The sequence below is a fragment of the Providencia sp. 21OH12SH02B-Prov genome, from assembly GCF_027362595.1.
GTDB classification, from domain to species: domain Bacteria; phylum Pseudomonadota; class Gammaproteobacteria; order Enterobacterales; family Enterobacteriaceae; genus Providencia; species Providencia zhejiangensis.
This window is the reverse complement of record NZ_CP114796.1, coordinates 3,275,671-3,293,088: the sequence shown is the minus strand read 5'-3', so window position 1 is coordinate 3,293,088 and position 17,418 is coordinate 3,275,671. Positions and strand designations below refer to the sequence as shown.

Sequence of the window (17,418 nt, the reverse complement as noted above, 5' to 3'; positions counted from 1 at the left end):
ATCGCCAGTTCTGTCATGTTATTAAAATGTTACAGTGGCGGCTGTTTGTTGTTTTTTACAAGGTGAAGCATAAATTAGCGTTTTAAACGAGCTAAAAAGAGAGGTTATTCCTGTAGACTTTGTGTAATAGCAATCTACAAATAATGTCAATAGCAGATAATAGCAAAAAACCGAGTGGCTATTGCGACTCGGCTTTTTTATAAGATACAAGGTAAATTACAGAACCATGCGTACGCGTTCTAATGCACCGAGCTCTTCATATAATTTTTCGATTTGTTCAATATGCGTTGCATTAATGGTAATCGAAACTGAGTGGTAATTGCCTTTGCTACTTGGCTTCACTTCTGGAGAATAGTCGCCCGGAGCATGGCGCTGAACCACTTCAACGACCTGATCAACCAGCTCAGGTTCCGCTAAACCCATCACTTTGTAAGTGAAAGAGCATGGGAACTCAAGTAGTTCGTTTAATTTCGTTTTCATGTGCGCTCCTAATAACAATAATAGTGTTTGAGGGAAAAACATCCCTCAAACGTCAGATATACCTTATATGGGGATGGTGTTTATTTGATTCAAGGGTTAACCAAACCAACGATGGAAGAGTAATTTGATGTAGTCAATCAAACGACTGAAAAAGCCACCTTCTTCGACATCTTTAAGTACCACTAGAGGTCGTTGCTCAATCGTTTTACCATCAAGTTGGAAATTAATGGTACCAACCGCTTGCCCTTTCTTCAGCGGAGCTTCCAACTCAGGTGTTGAAATATCATAGCTTGCTTTCAGATCTTTCAAACGTCCACGAGGGATGGTTAAAAATAAGTCCTCAGTAACACCAAGTTTGACGTTATTTTCATCGCCAAACCAAACGGGTTCAGACGCAAACTCGACGCCTGCTTGTAATGGTTTGACTGTTTCATAAAAGCGGAAACCATAGGTGAGCAATTTTTTGCTTTCGGCATCACGGCCTTTCATGCTTTTACCGCCCATGACGGCAGAGATTAAGCGCATTTCACCTTCAGTTGCAGAAGCAACAAGGTTATAACCCGCGGCATTCGTGTGGCCTGTTTTAATTCCATCCACCGTCAAACTTTTATCCCATAACAGTCCATTACGGTTGGTTTGGCGAATGTTATTAAAAGTGAATTCTTTCTCTTTGTAGATAGCATATTCATCCGGAACATCACGGATTAACGCCTGACCAATCAAAGCCATATCACGAGCTGAGCTATATTGACCTTCGGCATCTAATCCATGAACGGTTTTAAAATGCGTATTTTGTAACCCAAGCTTACTCACGTAGCCATTCATCAATTGAACGAAATTCGCCTGATCGCCAGCCACATAATCGGCCATTGCAACACACGCATCGTTACCTGACTGTAAGTTAATACCACGAGTTAATTGAGAAACGCTAACACGATCGCCGGGTTTCAAGAACATCAACGACGACCCTTTAAATATTGGGTTACCTGTAGCCCAAGCATCTTCATTAACAGTGACGATATCTTCTGCACCAATTTTTCCTGACTTGATCGCTTGACCAATAACATAACTGGTCATCATCTTAGTCAAACTGGCAGGATCACGGCGTTGATCGGCATTTTTTTTCAGCAAGCACTTTACCTGAATTGTAATCAATCAGAATATAAGCTTCGGCATCAATATCAGGCACAGCAGGGATCGGGCTATTCGGAAATGGCTCATTAGCTTGTGCAAGATTCGTCATCGTAAATAGCAGTGCAGCACCCAGTAAGGTATGGCGAACGGTGCATGATGGGGCAAAATTTTTCATGTTTGTATTGTTACATCCGGAATTCGGTTAACACAAGGAGGCGCAGTGTAGCAAAAGTGTCATCAATGATTAATGCTATGCACCGATGTTTTACATAAATTTTATACTCGTCATACTTCAAGTTGCAGCGTTATTGATGGCAATGGTTTGTTCATCATCACGCCGCGCCTTGAATTATTCAGAATTTATATTGATTATGGAGCGATAACCATCGACGTCTGATTTAACTCAGATTGAATTCGCCCTTGTAAATCAACTGCTTGTTGCCTATCGGCAAATGGCCCTAATTGAACACGATAAATATTGTTGTAAGGCTGTAAGCGACCTGGCACTCCAAACTGATTTTTTAAACCCTCTAGCATTGTTTTAGCGTTGTTTTGATTGCCGATTGCACCAACCTGCACGAGATAGCCTTTTTCAGGGACTGCTGGCGCTGCAACAGGTGCTGCTGCTGGCTCTTCTGGCTCTGGTGACTTGAGGCTACTCTCAGGAACAACGGGCTCCATCGGTGCTGTGGGTTGTTTTACGGGTAAGACGTTTTCTGGTGTGGGTAAGTTTTCCATCACAGGTGTGCCCATAGGACCTGAGCCTAATTGAGGGCGACCCGGTAGGGCATAACTTTGCTTAACAAAGTTGGAGCCAACAGTGCCCGGACCGGATAGTGAGCCATCTTGTGCCACTTGAATTGCGTCAATTTTGATCCGCGTAGTTGGCATTAAATTAAGGCGATCAGCGACTGCTCGTGACACCGCAATGCTTTTACCTTGTGTATAAGGGCCACGATCATTAACACGAACGACCATCATGCGGCCATTCATCATATTAGTGATGCGTACATAACTTGGGATTGGCAAAGTGGGATGCGCGGCCGTAAGCTCAAGCGGATTCACTCGCTCACCAATGGCGGTCATATTACCGGTTGATTCTGAGCCAAAGATAGAGGCATAACCCAATTGCGAGAATTGCGACATATCTCGGACAATTTGGTATTGCTGGCCATTACGTTGATAATCACTGTTGGCTGTTGGATGAAACGGTTCATAATGAGGCTCAGCGCCAAGCACGTCTTGAACAGGAACAGCCGGTACGTTACTAGGCTGCTTAATGTTTTCTTCCGTGACACAACCACTAAGTAATGCAGCGGTAATGCCAAGCATAATCCATTGAAAACGCATACTAAGCCTCTTTTTATAAACTCTTTGACAGAAATTTTCTGTGTGTGTGAATAGACATGATAATACCGAATCCGGCCATTAAAACAATGAGTGCTGAGCCACCATAACTGACAAGGGGAAGGGGGACACCGACAACCGGTAATATCCCACTGACCATGCCGATATTAACAAAGACATAAACAAAGAGGATCAGCATCAGACCACCTGCCATAACACGGCCGAAAGTGTTTTGGGCGCTGGCTGCAATATAAAGGCCTCGCATGATTAACAACAGATAGAGACCGAGTAATACTAAAACACCAATTAAGCCAAGTTCTTCCGATAATACAGCAAAAATAAAGTCAGTGTGACGCTCAGGTAAAAACTCCAGTTGTGACTGGGTGCCGTGCAGCCAACCTTTTCCCATCAAACCACCGGAGCCAATGGCAATTTTTGATTGGATGATATGATAGCCGGCCCCTAAGGGGGCGCTTTCTGGGTCGAGTAGCATCATCACACGCGTTCTTTGATAATCGTGCATTAAGAAAAACCATAATAATGGGATAAACGCGGCAAGGGCGGTAATGGCGATGGTAATTAATCGCCAACTCATACCCGCTAAAAAGAGTACAAAAATGCCCGATGCCGCGACTAAGATGGAGGTTCCCAAATCGGGTTGCGCTGCGACTAACAGTGTAGGTAGAAAAATGAGTATCAGCGCGATCATCGTATTTTTTAACGAGGGTGGGCAGAGATCTCGGTTCATAAAGCGAGCCACCATCAATGGCACCGCAATTTTTGCAATTTCAGAGGGTTGAAAACGTATAATACCAAGATCAAGCCAGCGTTGAGCGCCTTTACTGATCTGACCAAAAACATCGACAAAAATAAGCAAAATGACACAAAAAATATATAAATGAGGCGCTAAGTTCTCATACACTCGAGGAGGAATTTGAGCCATGATGAGCATGACGATAAACCCTGAGGCAATTTGCCCCAGTTTTCTTTCCATCATTTCGGGATCTTGACCACTAGCGCTCCACATAATAAACGCACTGTAGGCAAGCAATAGCAAAATGATTAATAGCATAGGCACATCAATATGTAGACGTGCAGCAAGTGATAATTTTTTCTTATCGTCAGTCATAGTGTTAACGGTCTTCCTCAGAGCCTGTTGATACGCTGTTGACTTGGGTTTTATTGTCGCCTAATAGAACATGGTCAAATATCTGCCTAACGATATCGCCGACAGCAGGGCCTGCTCCACCATTTTCTAAAATAATGGCGACAGCAACGGTCGGTTTATCATAAGGAGCATAAGCAATCATTAATTTATGGTCACGTAAATGCTCGGCTAATTTGCTCGCATTATAGGTTTCGTAACTAAAGACCTGAGCCGTACCTGATTTAGCTGCTGCTTTGTAAGGAGTGCCAATAAAACTACGTCTACCCGTTCCGTTTGGTGCATTGGCCACACCGTACATACCTTGTTTGGCTAACTCCCAATAGCCTGAGTGAATATCGCCAATCTGCTTCGTCTCTTTATCTTCATAAGGCACCATCGCATTGCCTAGTTTTGTGCCATATAGCAGATGTGGCGTTTTAACTTGCCCATCATTGATAAGTGTCATGAGCGCTTTAGACATTTGAATTGGGGTCGCCGTCCAGTAACCTTGTCCAATACCAACTGGAATAGTATCCCCTTGATACCAAGGTTTCTTATAACGTTTTTGCTTCCATTCGCGGGTTGGCATAATCCCCGCCCTCTCTTCGGCAAGGTCGATCCCCGTATAATCACCAAAACCAAACCTACTCATCCAGTCGGATAGCCTATCAATCCCCATATCGTAGGCGACTTGGTAGAAGAACGTATCCGCAGATTCAATGATTGATTTAACCACATTTAATTTACCGTGCCCCCACCGTTTCCAATCACGGTAGCGTTTTTCGGAACCGGGGAGCTGCCACCAACCTGGGTCGAAAATGGTTGTGGAAGGTGTGATCACCTTTTCACTGAGGGCCGCAACAGAAATAAATGGCTTCACCGTTGAAGCGGGTGGATACAGCCCTTGTGTTGTTCGGTTGATCAGTGGCCTATCGGGGTTATTGAGTAGTGCCTGATAATCTTTATTTGAGATACCATTAACAAATAAATTCGAGTCATAACTTGGGTTAGAAACTAACGCTAATATTTCACCATTGCGAGGGTCTGTGACAACAACGGCAGCACGACTGGTTGTTAGTAATTTCTCAATATAAATTTGCAGTTCAAGATCGATAGTCAAATAGATATCGCGGCCTGCTTGAGGGGGTTGCTCATGTAATTGGCGAATCACTCGGCCACGGCTATTAACTTCAACCTCTTCATAGCCCGTTTTTCCATGCAACACATCTTCATAGTAGCGTTCGATACCTAATTTACCGATATCATGACTGGCGGCATAATTAGCAAGTTTTCCGTCTTTATCAAGGCGCTCAACATCTTTATCGTTAATTTTAGCCACATAACCAATGACATGGGTTAATGCAGAACCATAAGGGTAGGAACGACGTTGATAGCTCTTAACCTCAAGGCCAGGGAACCTATATTGATTGACGGCAAAACGTGCGACTTGCACTTCATTGAGCTGGGTTTTGAGAGGGATAGAAGTGAAGCGACGAGAACGTTTTCGCTCTTTTTCAAAGTTGGCGATATCTTCATCGGTTAGACCGATGACATCACGTAGTTTATCGAGTGTCTCTTGGAGATCAGACACTTTTTCAGGCACGATTTCCAGTTGATAAAAAGTACTGTTTAAAGCGAGTTGAGTTCCGTTGCGGTCATAAATAATACCGCGACTAGGGGCAATGGGAACGAGTTTGATCCGATTATCATTCGATCTTGTTTGATAATCTTCATGGCGAACAACTTGTATATGATAAAGGTTAGTGACAAGAACAGCTGTTAATAGCACTATGACGCCAAAGGCAATTAATGCTCGGCGAATAAATAACATTGATTCAGCTGTATGGTCGCGAAAAGGGGTGCGTTGATTTTTCATCCCACTGCCATATTGAACATATTAAAAACTGACTACTCCCGATGATATGGGTGGTTAGTCGTAATACTCCACGCACGATACAGACTTTCTGCAACAAGCACTCTCACTAGAGGGTGGGGGAGTGTCAGTGGAGATAATGACCAACTTTGCATGGCAGCTTCTTTACAAGCAGGCGCAAGTCCTTCCGGGCCGCCGATCAGCAGGCTAACGTTGCGTCCATCTTGTTTCCAATTTTCAAGTTGGTTAGCGAGCTTGGGAGTATCCCATTTCTCACCCGGTATATCCAATGTGATAATCCGATTACCTTTGCCGACAGCGGCCAGCATTAGCTCACCTTCTTTTTCGAGAATACGTTTAATATCTGCGTTTTTTCCTCGTTTTCCCGCTGGAATCTCAATTAGCTCGAACGGCATATCTTTAGGAAAACGATGAAGATAATCCATAAAGCCGGTCTGAACCCAGTCCGGCATTTTTGTTCCTACAGCGATGAGTTGTAATTTCAAACTCAGCTCCAGAGTTTTTCAAGTTCATACATACGACGGCTTTCATCTTGCATGATATGAACAATCGCTTCACCCAGATCAACGACAATCCAATCAGAAATCCCTTGACCTTCAACGCCTAAAGGCTGTAAACCATTTTTACGGCAAGCTTCAATTAATCGATCCGCAACAGACATTAAATGACGGCTAGATGTGCCAGTGCAGATGATCATTTGGTCAGTGATACTCGATTTCCCATGCACATCGATCGAGATAATATCTTCAGCTTTTGCATCGTCAAGCTGATTAATAATAAATTGTTGGAGTTCAGTTCCTTGCAAAAGGTTCACCTTTTATTCTAATTATACTCAGCCACGACATAACCTAATCAGTTGTGTTTTGGTGGTCAAGCAAAGCCATTTGAATGAAACGAATAGCTTAGCGTTGCCAATACAGATACAACTTGACGCATGGCGGATATAACGACGTTAAACACTGTTTGTAATATACCTGTTAAGGTTTGAACATTTTACCCTAGATTTTCAGAAAAATCGGCTAAATTATTTTATATTCCTTATCGAGTGTGATTTATATGAATAACCAGCGCTTAGGGCAAGAGATTTGTACAAACTTTACAAAGCCATACAGGTAATAATCAGCAAGGTTTGTTTTAATTTAGCGAAATAAAAATAGATGGGAAATGATTATGTTTGATGTAGTTTTGTTTGGCGATATCGATTATCCCACAGAGGATATTATTCAACTAACCACCGAGCATATGAATTTACTGCCCGTGGGTGAGCTTTTGGATATGCCGCTTAAATATCACGGGGTGATTTGCAGTGAGGCTGTTCGCGCGCAGCTACTTGAGCACCTTCCTGAAAATACGCCTATATTAACGACCGTTGAATGGCAATGCCCTGAGCATCTTGATCGTTTCCTGATCCAGTTGCATACGGGACATCGTCTAGCTCAATTAAGCCATCATTTGACTCATCATCAAGTGATTCGTTTTCATAGCAGGTATAAATATTTGTTAATGGCATATTCGCCCAAAGGCTATCAAACGACAGGAAAATTGGTTGCTAGTATACCAAAAGGGAGTGAATTGACGGGTTTTTATCGCCAGTATCGAACGCAATTACTCAGCATTTTAGCCACGACCCCCACACGGAAACGACAGGTGAATGCCATTTCGCATATACAAGGCTATTTTAAATATAAAGCGACCAAGGACGAAAAAACACGTTTAAGATGGCTAATTAACGATTACCAAGAAGGCTATTTGTCGATCAATAATCCGTTATCGATGATTTTACAATTGCTCACTCAGTATCCTGATAGCTATCTCAGTGAGCAATTTTATTTATCCCCTTACTCTGGATGTGAAAAAGTCAGAGCATTACATCAATTTTGATAGAGGTGCTGTTGTTTTATATAAGCCATCACCGCAGCGGGAATAAGGTTTTCATTTACATTGCCATTATTTAGATTATTACGGATTTCTGTCGCTGAAATATCCACTAATGGAGTATCACCAAGAAAAATATATCCATTTGGTGTTTGGCTTAGTTTATTGGTATCGTCTGTCTTGTGTTTGTTGAGCCATGCTTGCATTTGTGGTTCGCTAAAATTTGCGGCATAACCCGGACGTGAACAAACTAATAAATGACAATTATCCAACAGTTGTTCCCAACCATGCCATGTATTAATCGATAAGAGTGAATCTTGTCCAATAATAAAGGCTAATGGTTGCTCTGGGCCCATTTCTTTACGCAATGCGGTTAAGGTTTCTATGGTATAGGATGGGCTATTACGCTCAAGTTCCCGCGTATCAATGGTAAAAAGTGGCTGATCTTGTATCGCTAAGCGCACCATTTCTAACCTTTGAGCTGGACTCGCTTCTGGTTGTGGTCGATGAGGGGGAACATGGTTGGGAAGTAAGATCACTTTTTGCAAGCCCACCTGTTTTGCCAGTGCTTCAACGGGGCGTAGATGGCCGTAATGTATTGGATCAAATGTCCCACCAAATAACGCTTGAAGGCCTTTGTGCTTAAAGGTCATGTATAAAACTCTCTGGTAAGGCTTTGGTACATATTAACATAGACAAGGATTGTAAATCTGGCCACACCGAGTGACTAAAGTCTTGTTTAGCATGTAGTTCTGCTTGGGTTAGCAAAAGAAGAGCCGATTGTAATTGATGTAAACTCAGCCGCTGTAATGCTGCCGTCAGTAATGGGCGGCGGTTTTGCCAAACTTTGTGTTGGTCAAATAAGGATTTTAATGATGCTGTCGCTGACTGGCGCTTTAAAGTCAGTAAAAGCATTAGTTCACGCTGGATTGCACGCAGTAAAATCACAGCCTCGGTATCTTCGCGTTGTAACTGCTCTAAGATATGCCAAGCACGGCGCGATTTACCCGCTAATAGTGCATCGACCCAATGATAAGGCGTAAAATGAGCCGCGTCATTGACCGCTGTTTCGACGCGTGGCAGTGTTAACTTACCGTCGGGATAAAGTAATGATAGCCGCTCTAGGGCTTGAGCTAATGCCAGTAAATTCCCCTCATAACAGTAGCAAAGCAGTTGGTTCGCTTCTGTTTCTAAGGTTAGGTGCATAGTATTGGCGCGCTTAGCTACCCATTGCGGCAATCGTTGGTATTCAGGGGTTAGGCAACTGACATAGACACCTTCATTGCTTATAGCTTTAAACCAAGCGCTATTCTCTTGAGCTTTCGTGAGTTTTTGTCCACGCAGCAATAACAGAATATCAGGATGGAGTAACTGAGCTAGCTGAGTCAGCTTTTCAGCCATGGCAGCATTAGGCCCGTTTTCAGGCAAAATTAAGGTTAACGATTGGCGGCTGGCGAATAAACTGAGAGCCTGACAGAGGCTAAAAATTTCATCCCAATCAGTCTGTGGCTCAAGTGAGAAAGTAAAATGTTCTTCGAACCCCTGACTTTGGGCTGTTTTTCGAATCGCATCTTGGCTCTCTTGAATTAATAGGGGCTCATTGCCCCAGATTAAATAGCGGCCTTTCAGTGAATCTTGTAACTGAGAGGCCAGCTGTTCAGGATAGATACGGATCATTATGGCTCAACAACAGGGACTGTCGTTTTAGCGTTAGCCTTCTCAAGTTCTGCGGTATGAACGATTAACAGCTTACGTACTAACATACGTGCAGCTTGTTCACGCATTTCTTGTTTAACCAGTTCATTTTCAGCATCTTTTGCAAGAGCTTCTAATGGGTTATCAAAGAAGGTACGCTCAACTTGGGTTTGTAATGGATAAACTGAGCCATTTGGCATCATAACTTGCGCATTGAGAACGAAAGTTAATTGCTTCTCAGCGGCTTTACCATCCTGATAAATCGAGACGGTTTCCGTTTTTTCTGACGATCCCGTAATTTTTAAAATCGGGATATCAGCGCTGCCGTTTTCCACTAGCTTGACATTATTCAGCCTGAGTTGCTCCCTAACGGCTCTGGTTAGAGAGCTATAAGGTGCATTCGAACTTAACTGTAATGTTTTCAGCTCGTCAGGGATCTGTGTTGTTCCTTGAAGACGAAAACCACAGCCAGCGGTGACTAGCACCGACAGGCTCAGCAATAAAGTTATCAGATAGCGCACCTGGCCTCCTTATCAGCCAACAACCAAGTTGAGTAATTTACCTGGTACATAAATTACTTTACGGATAGTCACGCCTTCGAGATATTTCGAGACGCTATACTCATTTTTCGCCATATCTAAAACAAAATCTTGTTCGGCATCCGCAGGCACGGTGATACGTCCACGAACTTTACTATTAACTTGGATCACGACCAGCTTGGTATCATCAACCATGGCGTTTTCGTCAGCAATAGGCCAGCGAGCAAAATCGATATCCTCTTTGTGACCCAGTGCTTGCCACATTTCAAAGCAAGCATGTGGAATGATTGGCGACAACATCAAGGTAATGGCTTCCAGAGCTTCTTGAATTAATGCACGGTCTTGCTCTGTTTCTTGTGGTGCACGAACCAGTTTGTTCATGAACTCCATGATGGCAGCGATTGCCGTATTAAAGGCATAACGACGATCAAAGTCATCGGTGACTTTGGCAATCGTTTTATGTAAATCACGGCGTAAGTCTTTCTGCTCAGTCGTTAATGAATCAATATTCAGCGGTTGAGTGGCCCCTTTTTGTGAATGTTCGTGAACAAGACGCCATACACGACGGACGAAACGGTTTGCACCTTCGACGCTAGATTCTTGCCATTCAAGGGTTAACTCTGGTGGTGCTGCAAACATCATAAACAGTCGGACGGTATCTGCGCCATATTTTTCGACCATCAATTGTGGATCGATACCGTTATTTTTCGACTTAGACATTTTGCTCATGCCAGTGTAAACCAGCTCATGTCCTTCGTTATCAACCGCTTTGGTGATACGACCTTTATCATCGCGTTCAACAATCGCATCGGTAGGTGAAACCCAGACGCGCTGACCATCATTGCCGATATAGTAGAATGCATCTGCCAGTACCATGCCTTGGCATAGTAAGCGTTTTGCTGGTTCATCAGAGTTGACTAGACCTGCATCGCGCATCAATTTATGGAAGAAACGGAAATACATCAGATGCATGATCGCGTGTTCAATGCCGCCAATGTATTGGTCTACTGGCAACCAATAGTTTGCTGCTGCCGGATCCAACATGCCTTCGTCAAATTGTGGGCAGGTATAGCGTGCATAGTACCAAGATGATTCCATAAAGGTATCAAATGTATCTGTTTCACGTAGCGCTGGTTGACCGTTGATGGTTGTTTTTGCCCACTCAGGATCTGCTTTGATTGGGCTGGTGATACCATTCATTTCAACATCTTCAGGTAGAATAACCGGCAGTTGGTCTTCAGGAACAGGTACAACCGTGCCATCTTCTAATGTCGCCATCGGAATGGGGGCACCCCAATAACGTTGACGGGAAACGCCCCAGTCACGTAGGCGATAGTTCACTTTTCGTTGGCCAGCACCGATAGCCACTAACTTATCGGCAATCGCGTTGAACCCTGCTGCATTGTCGAGACCGCTAAATTCACCTGAGTTGATCAACGCATACTTTTCAGTCATCGCCTCTTGGGAGATATCTGGCTCATTGCCTTCTGCGTCAGCAATAACGGCTTTAAGTGGTAGGTGATATTTATGTGCAAATTCCCAGTCACGTTGGTCATGAGCTGGTACTGCCATCACTGCGCCTGTGCCGTATTCCATCAATACAAAGTTAGCCACCCAAATTGGCAATTTCTCTTGAGTTAGCGGATGGATAACATACAGGCCCGTTGCCATACCTTTTTTATCCATGGTTGCCATATCAGCTTCTGCTGTTTTGGTGTTGCGGCATTCATCGATAAAGTGAGCTAATTCTGCATTGTTTGCTGCGGCTTCTTGGGCTAATGGGTGACCAGCCGCAACGGCAACATAGGTGGCGCCCATAAAGGTATCTGGACGAGTTGTGTATACGGTTAGTTTGTCATCACGGTCGGCAACATTAAAGGTGATTTCAACCCCTTCAGAACGGCCAATCCAGTTACGTTGCATTGTTTTGACTTGTTCAGGCCAATCATCGAGTTTATCGAGGTCGTTCAACAATTCTTCAGCGTAATCGGTGATTTTGATAAACCACTGAGGGATTTCTTTGCGCTCTACGGGCGTATCACAGCGCCAGCAGCAGCCATCAATAACCTGTTCGTTCGCGAGAACAGTTAAATCGTGCGGACACCAGTTTACTGCGGAGGTTTTTTTATAAACTAAGCCTTTTTCATACAGCTTAGTAAAAAACCACTGTTCCCAACGATAGTATTCAGGCGTACAAGTGGTAACTTCACGATCCCAATCATAGCCAAACCCCAGCATTTTCAACTGGCCTTTCATGTAATCGATATTGGCATAGGTCCATGGTGCAGGAGCTGTATTGTTTTTTACAGCCGCGCCTTCTGCGGGTAAACCAAAAGCATCCCAACCAATAGGTTGTAAGACGTTTTTACCTAAAAGGCGTTGATAACGGGAGATAACATCACCCATAGTGTAGTTACGCACATGGCCCATGTGTAGTCGACCAGAAGGGTAAGGTAGCATGGACAGGCAGTAGTACTTCTCTTTGCTGTTGTCTTCTGTCACTTTAAATGTGGCTTTTTCATCCCAGTGACGCTGTACTTTAGGCTCTATATCTTCTGGACGATATTGTTCTTGCATGGCACCGATAATCCTATGGTGAATAAATGCTACTCAGTAGCGTTAATGTCTTTCTATAATTTAGATCCGCATAGCATAGCGGATCATACCCTAAAACAACAATAGTTGATTAGCTGAACCGGTGGGGGAAGCTGGATATTGTTTTTGGGGGGCGGAGTCAGAATATTTTATTCCGATGAGCATCAAACTTAACCAAAAAACAGTAAGATTGGTAGTGTTTTACGCAAAAAAAACTTAAAAATTAGCAAATATTGCCCAATATCTAGGGTGGCGTATTTATTCACTCTATTTTATTAGTGCTAAAGTGCAAAGATGCCCTAGAAACCAAATAAAGCATCAATAAATCAAATCAATGAAGAAAACCCATTTAATCTGTTTAACGACCTTAATCTATTGATTGCGTTTTTGCATATGCTATTAGGGAGAGAGTGATGATTGAAATCTACGCCCAGTACTATTGTGGTACAGTGAAATTTAAGGTTGCTTTGACAGATAGATACAACAGAGCAAAAAGATGTCACTACCTGCTTGCAGAAGAGGCGGGGGAGGCATCACTATTTTAGAAGAAAAAGATAAACGAACGGAATACGCGGTTAACACAAAGCAAACCGCCCATTTTTTTATTCAATTTGCGAAATTGATACTTTCCATCAACGACGCGCAAGCCCACAAGAATAAGGCGTAAGCGTGACTTGCACTGAAGGCGTCTCTCTTTTTGATTTGGCATCGTTTTGAGGGATGGAATATCGCCATTCAAAAGGTGGGGCAACTTATTTATAAAAGTAAATATGGTGCGTTAATGTTTATAATGTCTTATACCAAAATAATGCGACTTCATGCGCATTTTCCGTGCACAAATAGAGTGACTTATCATAACCATGAATGCGAAAACCGTGCTTGTAGTAGAATTTAGCGGCGGTGGTATTGGTGGATTGAGATTCTAATCTGATATGGGTTAAGCCATTATCGATTGCCCAAGCTTCAATTTTTTCGAGTAATTGTTTGGCGATACCTTTACCTCTATATGGCTCATCGATAGCCAATTCATCAAGTTGTGCCATGCCATTCCAACAAAGACTTGCACAGGCATAGCCAATAGTTTTATCACCCAATTTAGCAACATATAAAGCACTTAAACTCTCTTGTTCATTCAACCATTGCTCAGGAGAAAAATGATAATCCTTTAGGTAGGGCTTAATTGCTTTTTTCCTGTTGATATCCTCATAGGGATGGAGTAACTCATCGGTTATCATCACAGTAAAATGACAGCCCGAAATATCCAGAACAGCATCATCTTGCAAAGGGGTAATTGTTATTTGCTGAATATTTTTCATTATGGTTCTTAGATTATTAAATTGATATTAATTGGATTTCTAATCTATATCAGTATGTATTAGGGGGCAATAATCTTTGGATAAACAAAAATAGAAAGGGATAAGCGTGTCGTGCAGGGAGGAAGCCATAGAGAGACAGTCTCTCCCTATGGCTTGGAATAGGAATTAGTCACCACTAATGCAGTATTTTCGCGAGGAAATCTTTCGCTCTTTCTGATTTTGGATTAGCAAAAAAGTCTTCTTTTTTACTGTCTTCGACAATTTTACCTTCATCCATAAAAATCACACGGTTAGCGACTTTCTTAGCGAAACCCATTTCGTGGGTAACGACCATCATGGTCATACCCTCGTTGGCTAATTCGACCATAACATCAAGCACTTCATTGATCATTTCAGGGTCAAGTGCTGATGTCGGTTCATCAAATAGCATCGCTACAGGGTCCATACATAGAGCACGAGCGATCGCCACACGTTGTTGCTGACCACCGGAAAGCTGGGATGGAAATTTATTAGCATGGTTTGCCAACCCAACACGCTCTAACAATTTCAACCCTTTCGCTTCAGCCTCTTTTTTACTTCTATTTAGCACTTTAACTTGGGCAAGTGTTAAATTTTCGATAATAGATAGGTGAGGGAATAGCTCGAAATGTTGGAAGACCATACCCACTTTAGAACGTAGTTTTGCCAAATCAGTTTTTTTATCATTGACTTGGATACCATTTACAAAAATTTCACCCTGTTGAACAGGCTCAAGGCCATTCACCGTTTTTATTAATGTGGATTTACCAGAACCAGATGGCCCACAGACCACGACAACTTCACCTTTTTTGACTTCAGTTGTACAGTCAGTAAGTACCTGAAATTGGCCATACCATTTGGATATATTTTTCAGGGTAATCATGAAACAGTCCTTTTCTTAAGATAATTCACCAGCATTGAAGCGCCGAAACTGATAATAAAGTACACCAAGCCTGCAAACAATATCATTTCTACCTGTGTACCGTCGCGTTCGCCGATATTGGTGGCGGTACGGAAGAAATCCGTTAAGCTCAGCACATAGACTAATGATGAATCCTGAAATAGCACAATGCCTTGTGTTAATAACAGTGGGATCATAGCTTTGAAGGCTTGAGGTAGTATGACTAGCCTCATGGTTTGCATATTCGTCATACCGAGAGCCAATGCCGCAGAAGCTTGGCCTCGTGAAATACTTTGGATACCTGCTCGAATAATTTCAGAGTAATAGGCTGCTTCAAAAAGCGAGAAGGCTACCATTGCTGAAATTAAACGGATATCACTTTTTGGCGATATGCCTAGAACATTTTGGACTAAGTTAGGCACAATTAAATAGAACCACAATAACACCATGACTAATGGAATAGAGCGGAAGGTGTTCACGTACAGTGCCGCAAACCAGCTAATTGGTTTGAATGTCGAAAGTCGCATTACGGCAAGAACGGTTCCCCACAGTATCCCTACCACAATCGCTGTAATGGTGATTTTCGCTGTGATAATTAAGCCATCGAGTAAGAATGGCCAGCTTGGTACGATGGAGCTCCAATCAAATTCATAGAACATATTATCGCCCTCCTAATGTGCCAGGTAAGCGAACTTTACGCTCGAGCAAGGTCATTAACACCATAATAACGATATTGATGCCAACGTAGGCGAGGGTGATCGCGGTGAATGACTCCCAAGCATGTGCAGAGTAATCCAGCAATTTACCTGCCTGTGCCGCCATATCAACTAGGCCGATAGTTGAAGCAATGGCCGAGTTTTTGACTAGGTTAAGCATTTCAGACGTCATGGGTGGCAGAATAACTCGGTATGCGTTGGGTAACAGCACATAGCGATAAGTTTGTGGCAAAGTCAGTCCCATCGCGAGGCCGGCGTTTTTTTGTCCTCTTGGCAATGATTGGATAGCGGCTCTGACTTGTTCAGTCATACGAGCAGCAGTAAATAAACCAAGACACAGCGTAGAAGAGATAAAAAATTGATAGTTAGGATCTAAATCCATTTTAAACCAATCACCAATAGATTGAGGTAACAGCTCTGGGATCACTAAATACCAAGTGAAAAACTGTACAATCAAAGGCACATTGCGAAATAGCTCAACGTAAACAGTTCCCGTCATCGCGAGAAAGCGATTTGGAACAGTCCGTAAGATGCCAAAAAATGAACCGACGAGAAATGCGATGATCCAAGCACAGATGGAAAGTGCGACGGTAACTTCTAAGCCAGATAATAACCAACCTAAATAGGTGGTATTCCCAAATGGGGCTTCCTGTAGGAAAATCCCCCAATTCCAATCAATTGACATAATTCTACTTCCTGTGGGCAATTAGATTGACCCTACTACTGGTAAGAAAGTGCAAGGCGGGGAACGACCGCCTTGCAAATCTCACTTCAGTAACACCCTGTTTGTCTTTTTTATTTAGTTTAGAGCTTTGTCATTAGGTGATTTGAATAGTGTTTTCATTTCATCCGATAACGTGAATTTTAAGTTAAGATTTTTTGGTGGAATAGGTTGATTGAACCACTGGTTAAATGACTTCTCAGCGGTGCCATCTGTTTGTACTTTCGCGATAGTTTCATCGACCAGTGCTTTGAATTGAGGGTCATCTTTGCGCAGCATACAACCGTACGCTTCTTCAGACTGTGGTTTACCTACAATTTCCCAGATATCGGGTTTTTTCGCCTTCGCACGCTCACCTGCTAGTAATGCGTCATCCATCATAAAGGCAGCGGCACGGCCAGACTCCAGTGTACGGAAAGAGTCACCGTGGTCTTTTGCACTGATGATGCGCATCTTCATATTTTTTTCGTCATTAAGTTTATTGAGTAAAATTTCAGACGTTGTACCTGAAGTGACGACAACGTTTTTACCCGCGAGATCCGCAAAATCTTTGACTCCGGAGTCATTTTTAGTCAGTAGGCGAGTCCCTACAATGAAAATAGTATTTGAGAAAGCGGCTTGTTTTTGTCTTTCTAAATTATTGGTAGTTGAGCCACATTCAAAGTCATAGGTACCGTTTTGTAATAGAGGAATGCGGTTCTGTGATGTGATTGGAATGAGTTTAACTTCAAGATTAGGTTTATTAAGTTTCTTTTTGACCGCGTTAACAATCTCGTTGGAATAGTCTTGAGAATAACCAACCACCTTTTGGCTGTTATCGTAATAAGAGAATGGCACTGATGATTCACGGTGCCCGACAACAATGACACCATTGTCGTTAATTTTTTTTAGTGTACCGGTCAATTCTTCGGCTTGAACGGCACAGGTCGCACCTAACACCATCATAGATAATACAATCTTGCTCATACGCATAGTTACAGCTCCTTTCTGAGATCGGGTATCTGTCTTGTTTGTTGTGCTTGCTGATGTCTCGTTGATTC

17 protein-coding genes and 1 pseudogene are annotated in these 17,418 nt (G+C 42.9%); 2 read left to right on the top strand and 16 right to left on the bottom strand.

What is annotated here, in order from left to right; genetic code table 11:
• Positions 1–216 precede the first annotated feature (216 nt).
• The 7 genes and pseudogenes from ybeD to rsfS all read right to left on the bottom strand — a co-directional run bounded on the left by ybeD (position 217) and on the right by rsfS (position 6,816).
• The gene (gene ybeD / locus O7C57_RS15415; protein ID WP_004917614.1) at positions 217–480 is read right to left on the bottom strand and encodes a DUF493 family protein YbeD; all 264 of its coding nucleotides are present in this window, start codon (positions 478–480) and stop codon (positions 217–219) included.
• Between the two features lie 96 nt (positions 481–576).
• Positions 577–1,723: pseudogene (gene dacA, locus O7C57_RS15410) on the bottom strand (D-alanyl-D-alanine carboxypeptidase DacA).
• Positions 1,724–1,983: 260 nt separating this feature from the next.
• Positions 1,984–2,964: an endolytic peptidoglycan transglycosylase RlpA gene (rlpA, locus tag O7C57_RS15405; protein ID WP_154622615.1), complete on the bottom strand. Its 981-nt coding sequence runs from the start codon at positions 2,962–2,964 to the stop codon at positions 1,984–1,986.
• A 13-nt stretch (positions 2,965–2,977) separates the two neighbouring features.
• Positions 2,978–4,090 carry a peptidoglycan glycosyltransferase MrdB gene (gene mrdB, locus O7C57_RS15400; RefSeq protein ID WP_269723307.1) on the bottom strand — a complete coding sequence of 371 codons (1,113 nt, stop codon included), beginning with the start codon at positions 4,088–4,090 and terminating at the stop codon, positions 2,978–2,980.
• Between the two features lie 4 nt (positions 4,091–4,094).
• A complete protein-coding gene (gene mrdA, locus O7C57_RS15395; RefSeq protein ID WP_154622617.1) occupies positions 4,095–5,984 on the bottom strand; it encodes a peptidoglycan DD-transpeptidase MrdA in 1,890 nt (629 codons plus the stop codon).
• Between the two features lie 32 nt (positions 5,985–6,016).
• Positions 6,017–6,487, bottom strand: a complete 471-nt coding sequence (gene rlmH, locus O7C57_RS15390) for a 23S rRNA (pseudouridine(1915)-N(3))-methyltransferase RlmH (protein WP_154622618.1) — start codon at positions 6,485–6,487, stop codon at positions 6,017–6,019.
• A 2-nt stretch (positions 6,488–6,489) separates the two neighbouring features.
• Complete coding sequence (gene rsfS, locus O7C57_RS15385; RefSeq protein WP_163862811.1) at positions 6,490–6,816, bottom strand: ribosome silencing factor; 327 nt, start codon at positions 6,814–6,816, stop codon at positions 6,490–6,492.
• A gap of 356 nt (positions 6,817–7,172) precedes the next feature.
• On the opposite strand from rsfS, the gene O7C57_RS21680 reads away from it, so the two are divergent.
• Positions 7,173–7,883 (top strand): YbgA family protein, encoded by a 711-nt coding sequence (locus tag O7C57_RS21680; protein WP_154622620.1) that lies wholly within the window; start codon positions 7,173–7,175, stop codon positions 7,881–7,883.
• On the opposite strand, the gene nadD is transcribed toward O7C57_RS21680, so the two are convergent.
• Genes nadD through leuS form a run of 4 tightly spaced genes read right to left on the bottom strand, consistent with a single transcriptional unit; the run spans position 7,874 to position 12,688 of the window.
• A complete protein-coding gene (gene nadD, locus O7C57_RS15375) occupies positions 7,874–8,530 on the bottom strand; it encodes a nicotinate-nucleotide adenylyltransferase (protein WP_154622621.1) in 657 nt (218 codons plus the stop codon). The two genes, O7C57_RS21680 and nadD, sit on opposite strands and share 10 nt — an antisense overlap.
• The gene (gene holA, locus O7C57_RS15370) at positions 8,520–9,554 is read right to left on the bottom strand and encodes a DNA polymerase III subunit delta (RefSeq protein ID WP_154622622.1); all 1,035 of its coding nucleotides are present in this window, start codon (positions 9,552–9,554) and stop codon (positions 8,520–8,522) included. The genes nadD and holA overlap by 11 nt, the downstream gene beginning before the upstream one ends.
• Positions 9,554–10,093: an LPS assembly lipoprotein LptE gene (gene lptE / locus O7C57_RS15365; protein ID WP_163862806.1), complete on the bottom strand. Its 540-nt coding sequence runs from the start codon at positions 10,091–10,093 to the stop codon at positions 9,554–9,556. The genes holA and lptE overlap by 1 nt, the downstream gene beginning before the upstream one ends.
• Positions 10,094–10,105: 12 nt before the next feature.
• Complete coding sequence (gene leuS, locus O7C57_RS15360) at positions 10,106–12,688, bottom strand: leucine--tRNA ligase (RefSeq protein WP_269723306.1); 2,583 nt, start codon at positions 12,686–12,688, stop codon at positions 10,106–10,108.
• 514 nt (positions 12,689–13,202) lie between these two features.
• On the opposite strand from leuS, the gene O7C57_RS15355 reads away from it, so the two are divergent.
• Positions 13,203–13,373, top strand: coding sequence for a hypothetical protein (locus O7C57_RS15355; protein ID WP_196714023.1), 171 nt, complete (start codon positions 13,203–13,205; stop codon positions 13,371–13,373).
• Between the two features lie 118 nt (positions 13,374–13,491).
• Here the strand turns inward: O7C57_RS15355 and O7C57_RS15350 are convergent, their stop codons facing one another.
• The 5 genes from O7C57_RS15350 to O7C57_RS15330 all read right to left on the bottom strand — a co-directional run bounded on the left by O7C57_RS15350 (position 13,492) and on the right by O7C57_RS15330 (position 17,350).
• Positions 13,492–14,022: a GNAT family N-acetyltransferase gene (locus O7C57_RS15350; RefSeq protein WP_154622624.1), complete on the bottom strand. Its 531-nt coding sequence runs from the start codon at positions 14,020–14,022 to the stop codon at positions 13,492–13,494.
• 175 nt (positions 14,023–14,197) lie between these two features.
• A complete protein-coding gene (locus O7C57_RS15345; RefSeq protein WP_154622625.1) occupies positions 14,198–14,923 on the bottom strand; it encodes an amino acid ABC transporter ATP-binding protein in 726 nt (241 codons plus the stop codon).
• Complete coding sequence (gene gltK, locus O7C57_RS15340; protein WP_154622626.1) at positions 14,920–15,600, bottom strand: glutamate/aspartate ABC transporter permease GltK; 681 nt, start codon at positions 15,598–15,600, stop codon at positions 14,920–14,922. Before gltK ends, O7C57_RS15345 begins: the two co-directional genes overlap by 4 nt.
• Before the next feature lies 1 nt (position 15,601).
• Complete coding sequence (locus O7C57_RS15335) at positions 15,602–16,342, bottom strand: amino acid ABC transporter permease (RefSeq protein ID WP_154622627.1); 741 nt, start codon at positions 16,340–16,342, stop codon at positions 15,602–15,604.
• A gap of 114 nt (positions 16,343–16,456) precedes the next feature.
• Complete coding sequence (locus O7C57_RS15330; protein WP_154622628.1) at positions 16,457–17,350, bottom strand: glutamate/aspartate ABC transporter substrate-binding protein; 894 nt, start codon at positions 17,348–17,350, stop codon at positions 16,457–16,459.
• Positions 17,351–17,418 lie beyond the last annotated feature (68 nt).

Excerpts from the sequence above, each read along its gene's own strand:
- gltK (WP_154622626.1), bottom strand. The coding sequence starts at position 15,600 with ATGTTCTATGAATTTGATTGGAGCTCCATCGTACCAAGCTGGCCATTC.
- rlpA (WP_154622615.1), bottom strand. The coding sequence starts at position 2,964 with ATGCGTTTTCAATGGATTATGCTTGGCATTACCGCTGCATTACTTAGT.
- leuS (WP_269723306.1), bottom strand. The coding sequence starts at position 12,688 with ATGCAAGAACAATATCGTCCAGAAGATATAGAGCCTAAAGTACAGCGT.
- O7C57_RS15350 (WP_154622624.1), bottom strand. The coding sequence starts at position 14,022 with ATGAAAAATATTCAGCAAATAACAATTACCCCTTTGCAAGATGATGCT.
- holA (WP_154622622.1), bottom strand. The coding sequence starts at position 9,554 with ATGATCCGTATCTATCCTGAACAGCTGGCCTCTCAGTTACAAGATTCA.
- O7C57_RS15330 (WP_154622628.1), bottom strand. The coding sequence starts at position 17,350 with ATGCGTATGAGCAAGATTGTATTATCTATGATGGTGTTAGGTGCGACC.
- O7C57_RS21680 (WP_154622620.1), top strand. The coding sequence starts at position 7,173 with ATGTTTGATGTAGTTTTGTTTGGCGATATCGATTATCCCACAGAGGAT.
- O7C57_RS15345 (WP_154622625.1), bottom strand. The coding sequence starts at position 14,923 with ATGATTACCCTGAAAAATATATCCAAATGGTATGGCCAATTTCAGGTA.
- O7C57_RS15335 (WP_154622627.1), bottom strand. The coding sequence starts at position 16,342 with ATGTCAATTGATTGGAATTGGGGGATTTTCCTACAGGAAGCCCCATTT.
- O7C57_RS15355 (WP_196714023.1), top strand. The coding sequence starts at position 13,203 with ATGTCACTACCTGCTTGCAGAAGAGGCGGGGGAGGCATCACTATTTTA.
- mrdB (WP_269723307.1), bottom strand. The coding sequence starts at position 4,090 with ATGACTGACGATAAGAAAAAATTATCACTTGCTGCACGTCTACATATT.
- mrdA (WP_154622617.1), bottom strand. The coding sequence starts at position 5,984 with ATGAAAAATCAACGCACCCCTTTTCGCGACCATACAGCTGAATCAATG.
- nadD (WP_154622621.1), bottom strand. The coding sequence starts at position 8,530 with ATGACCTTTAAGCACAAAGGCCTTCAAGCGTTATTTGGTGGGACATTT.
- ybeD (WP_004917614.1), bottom strand. The coding sequence starts at position 480 with ATGAAAACGAAATTAAACGAACTACTTGAGTTCCCATGCTCTTTCACT.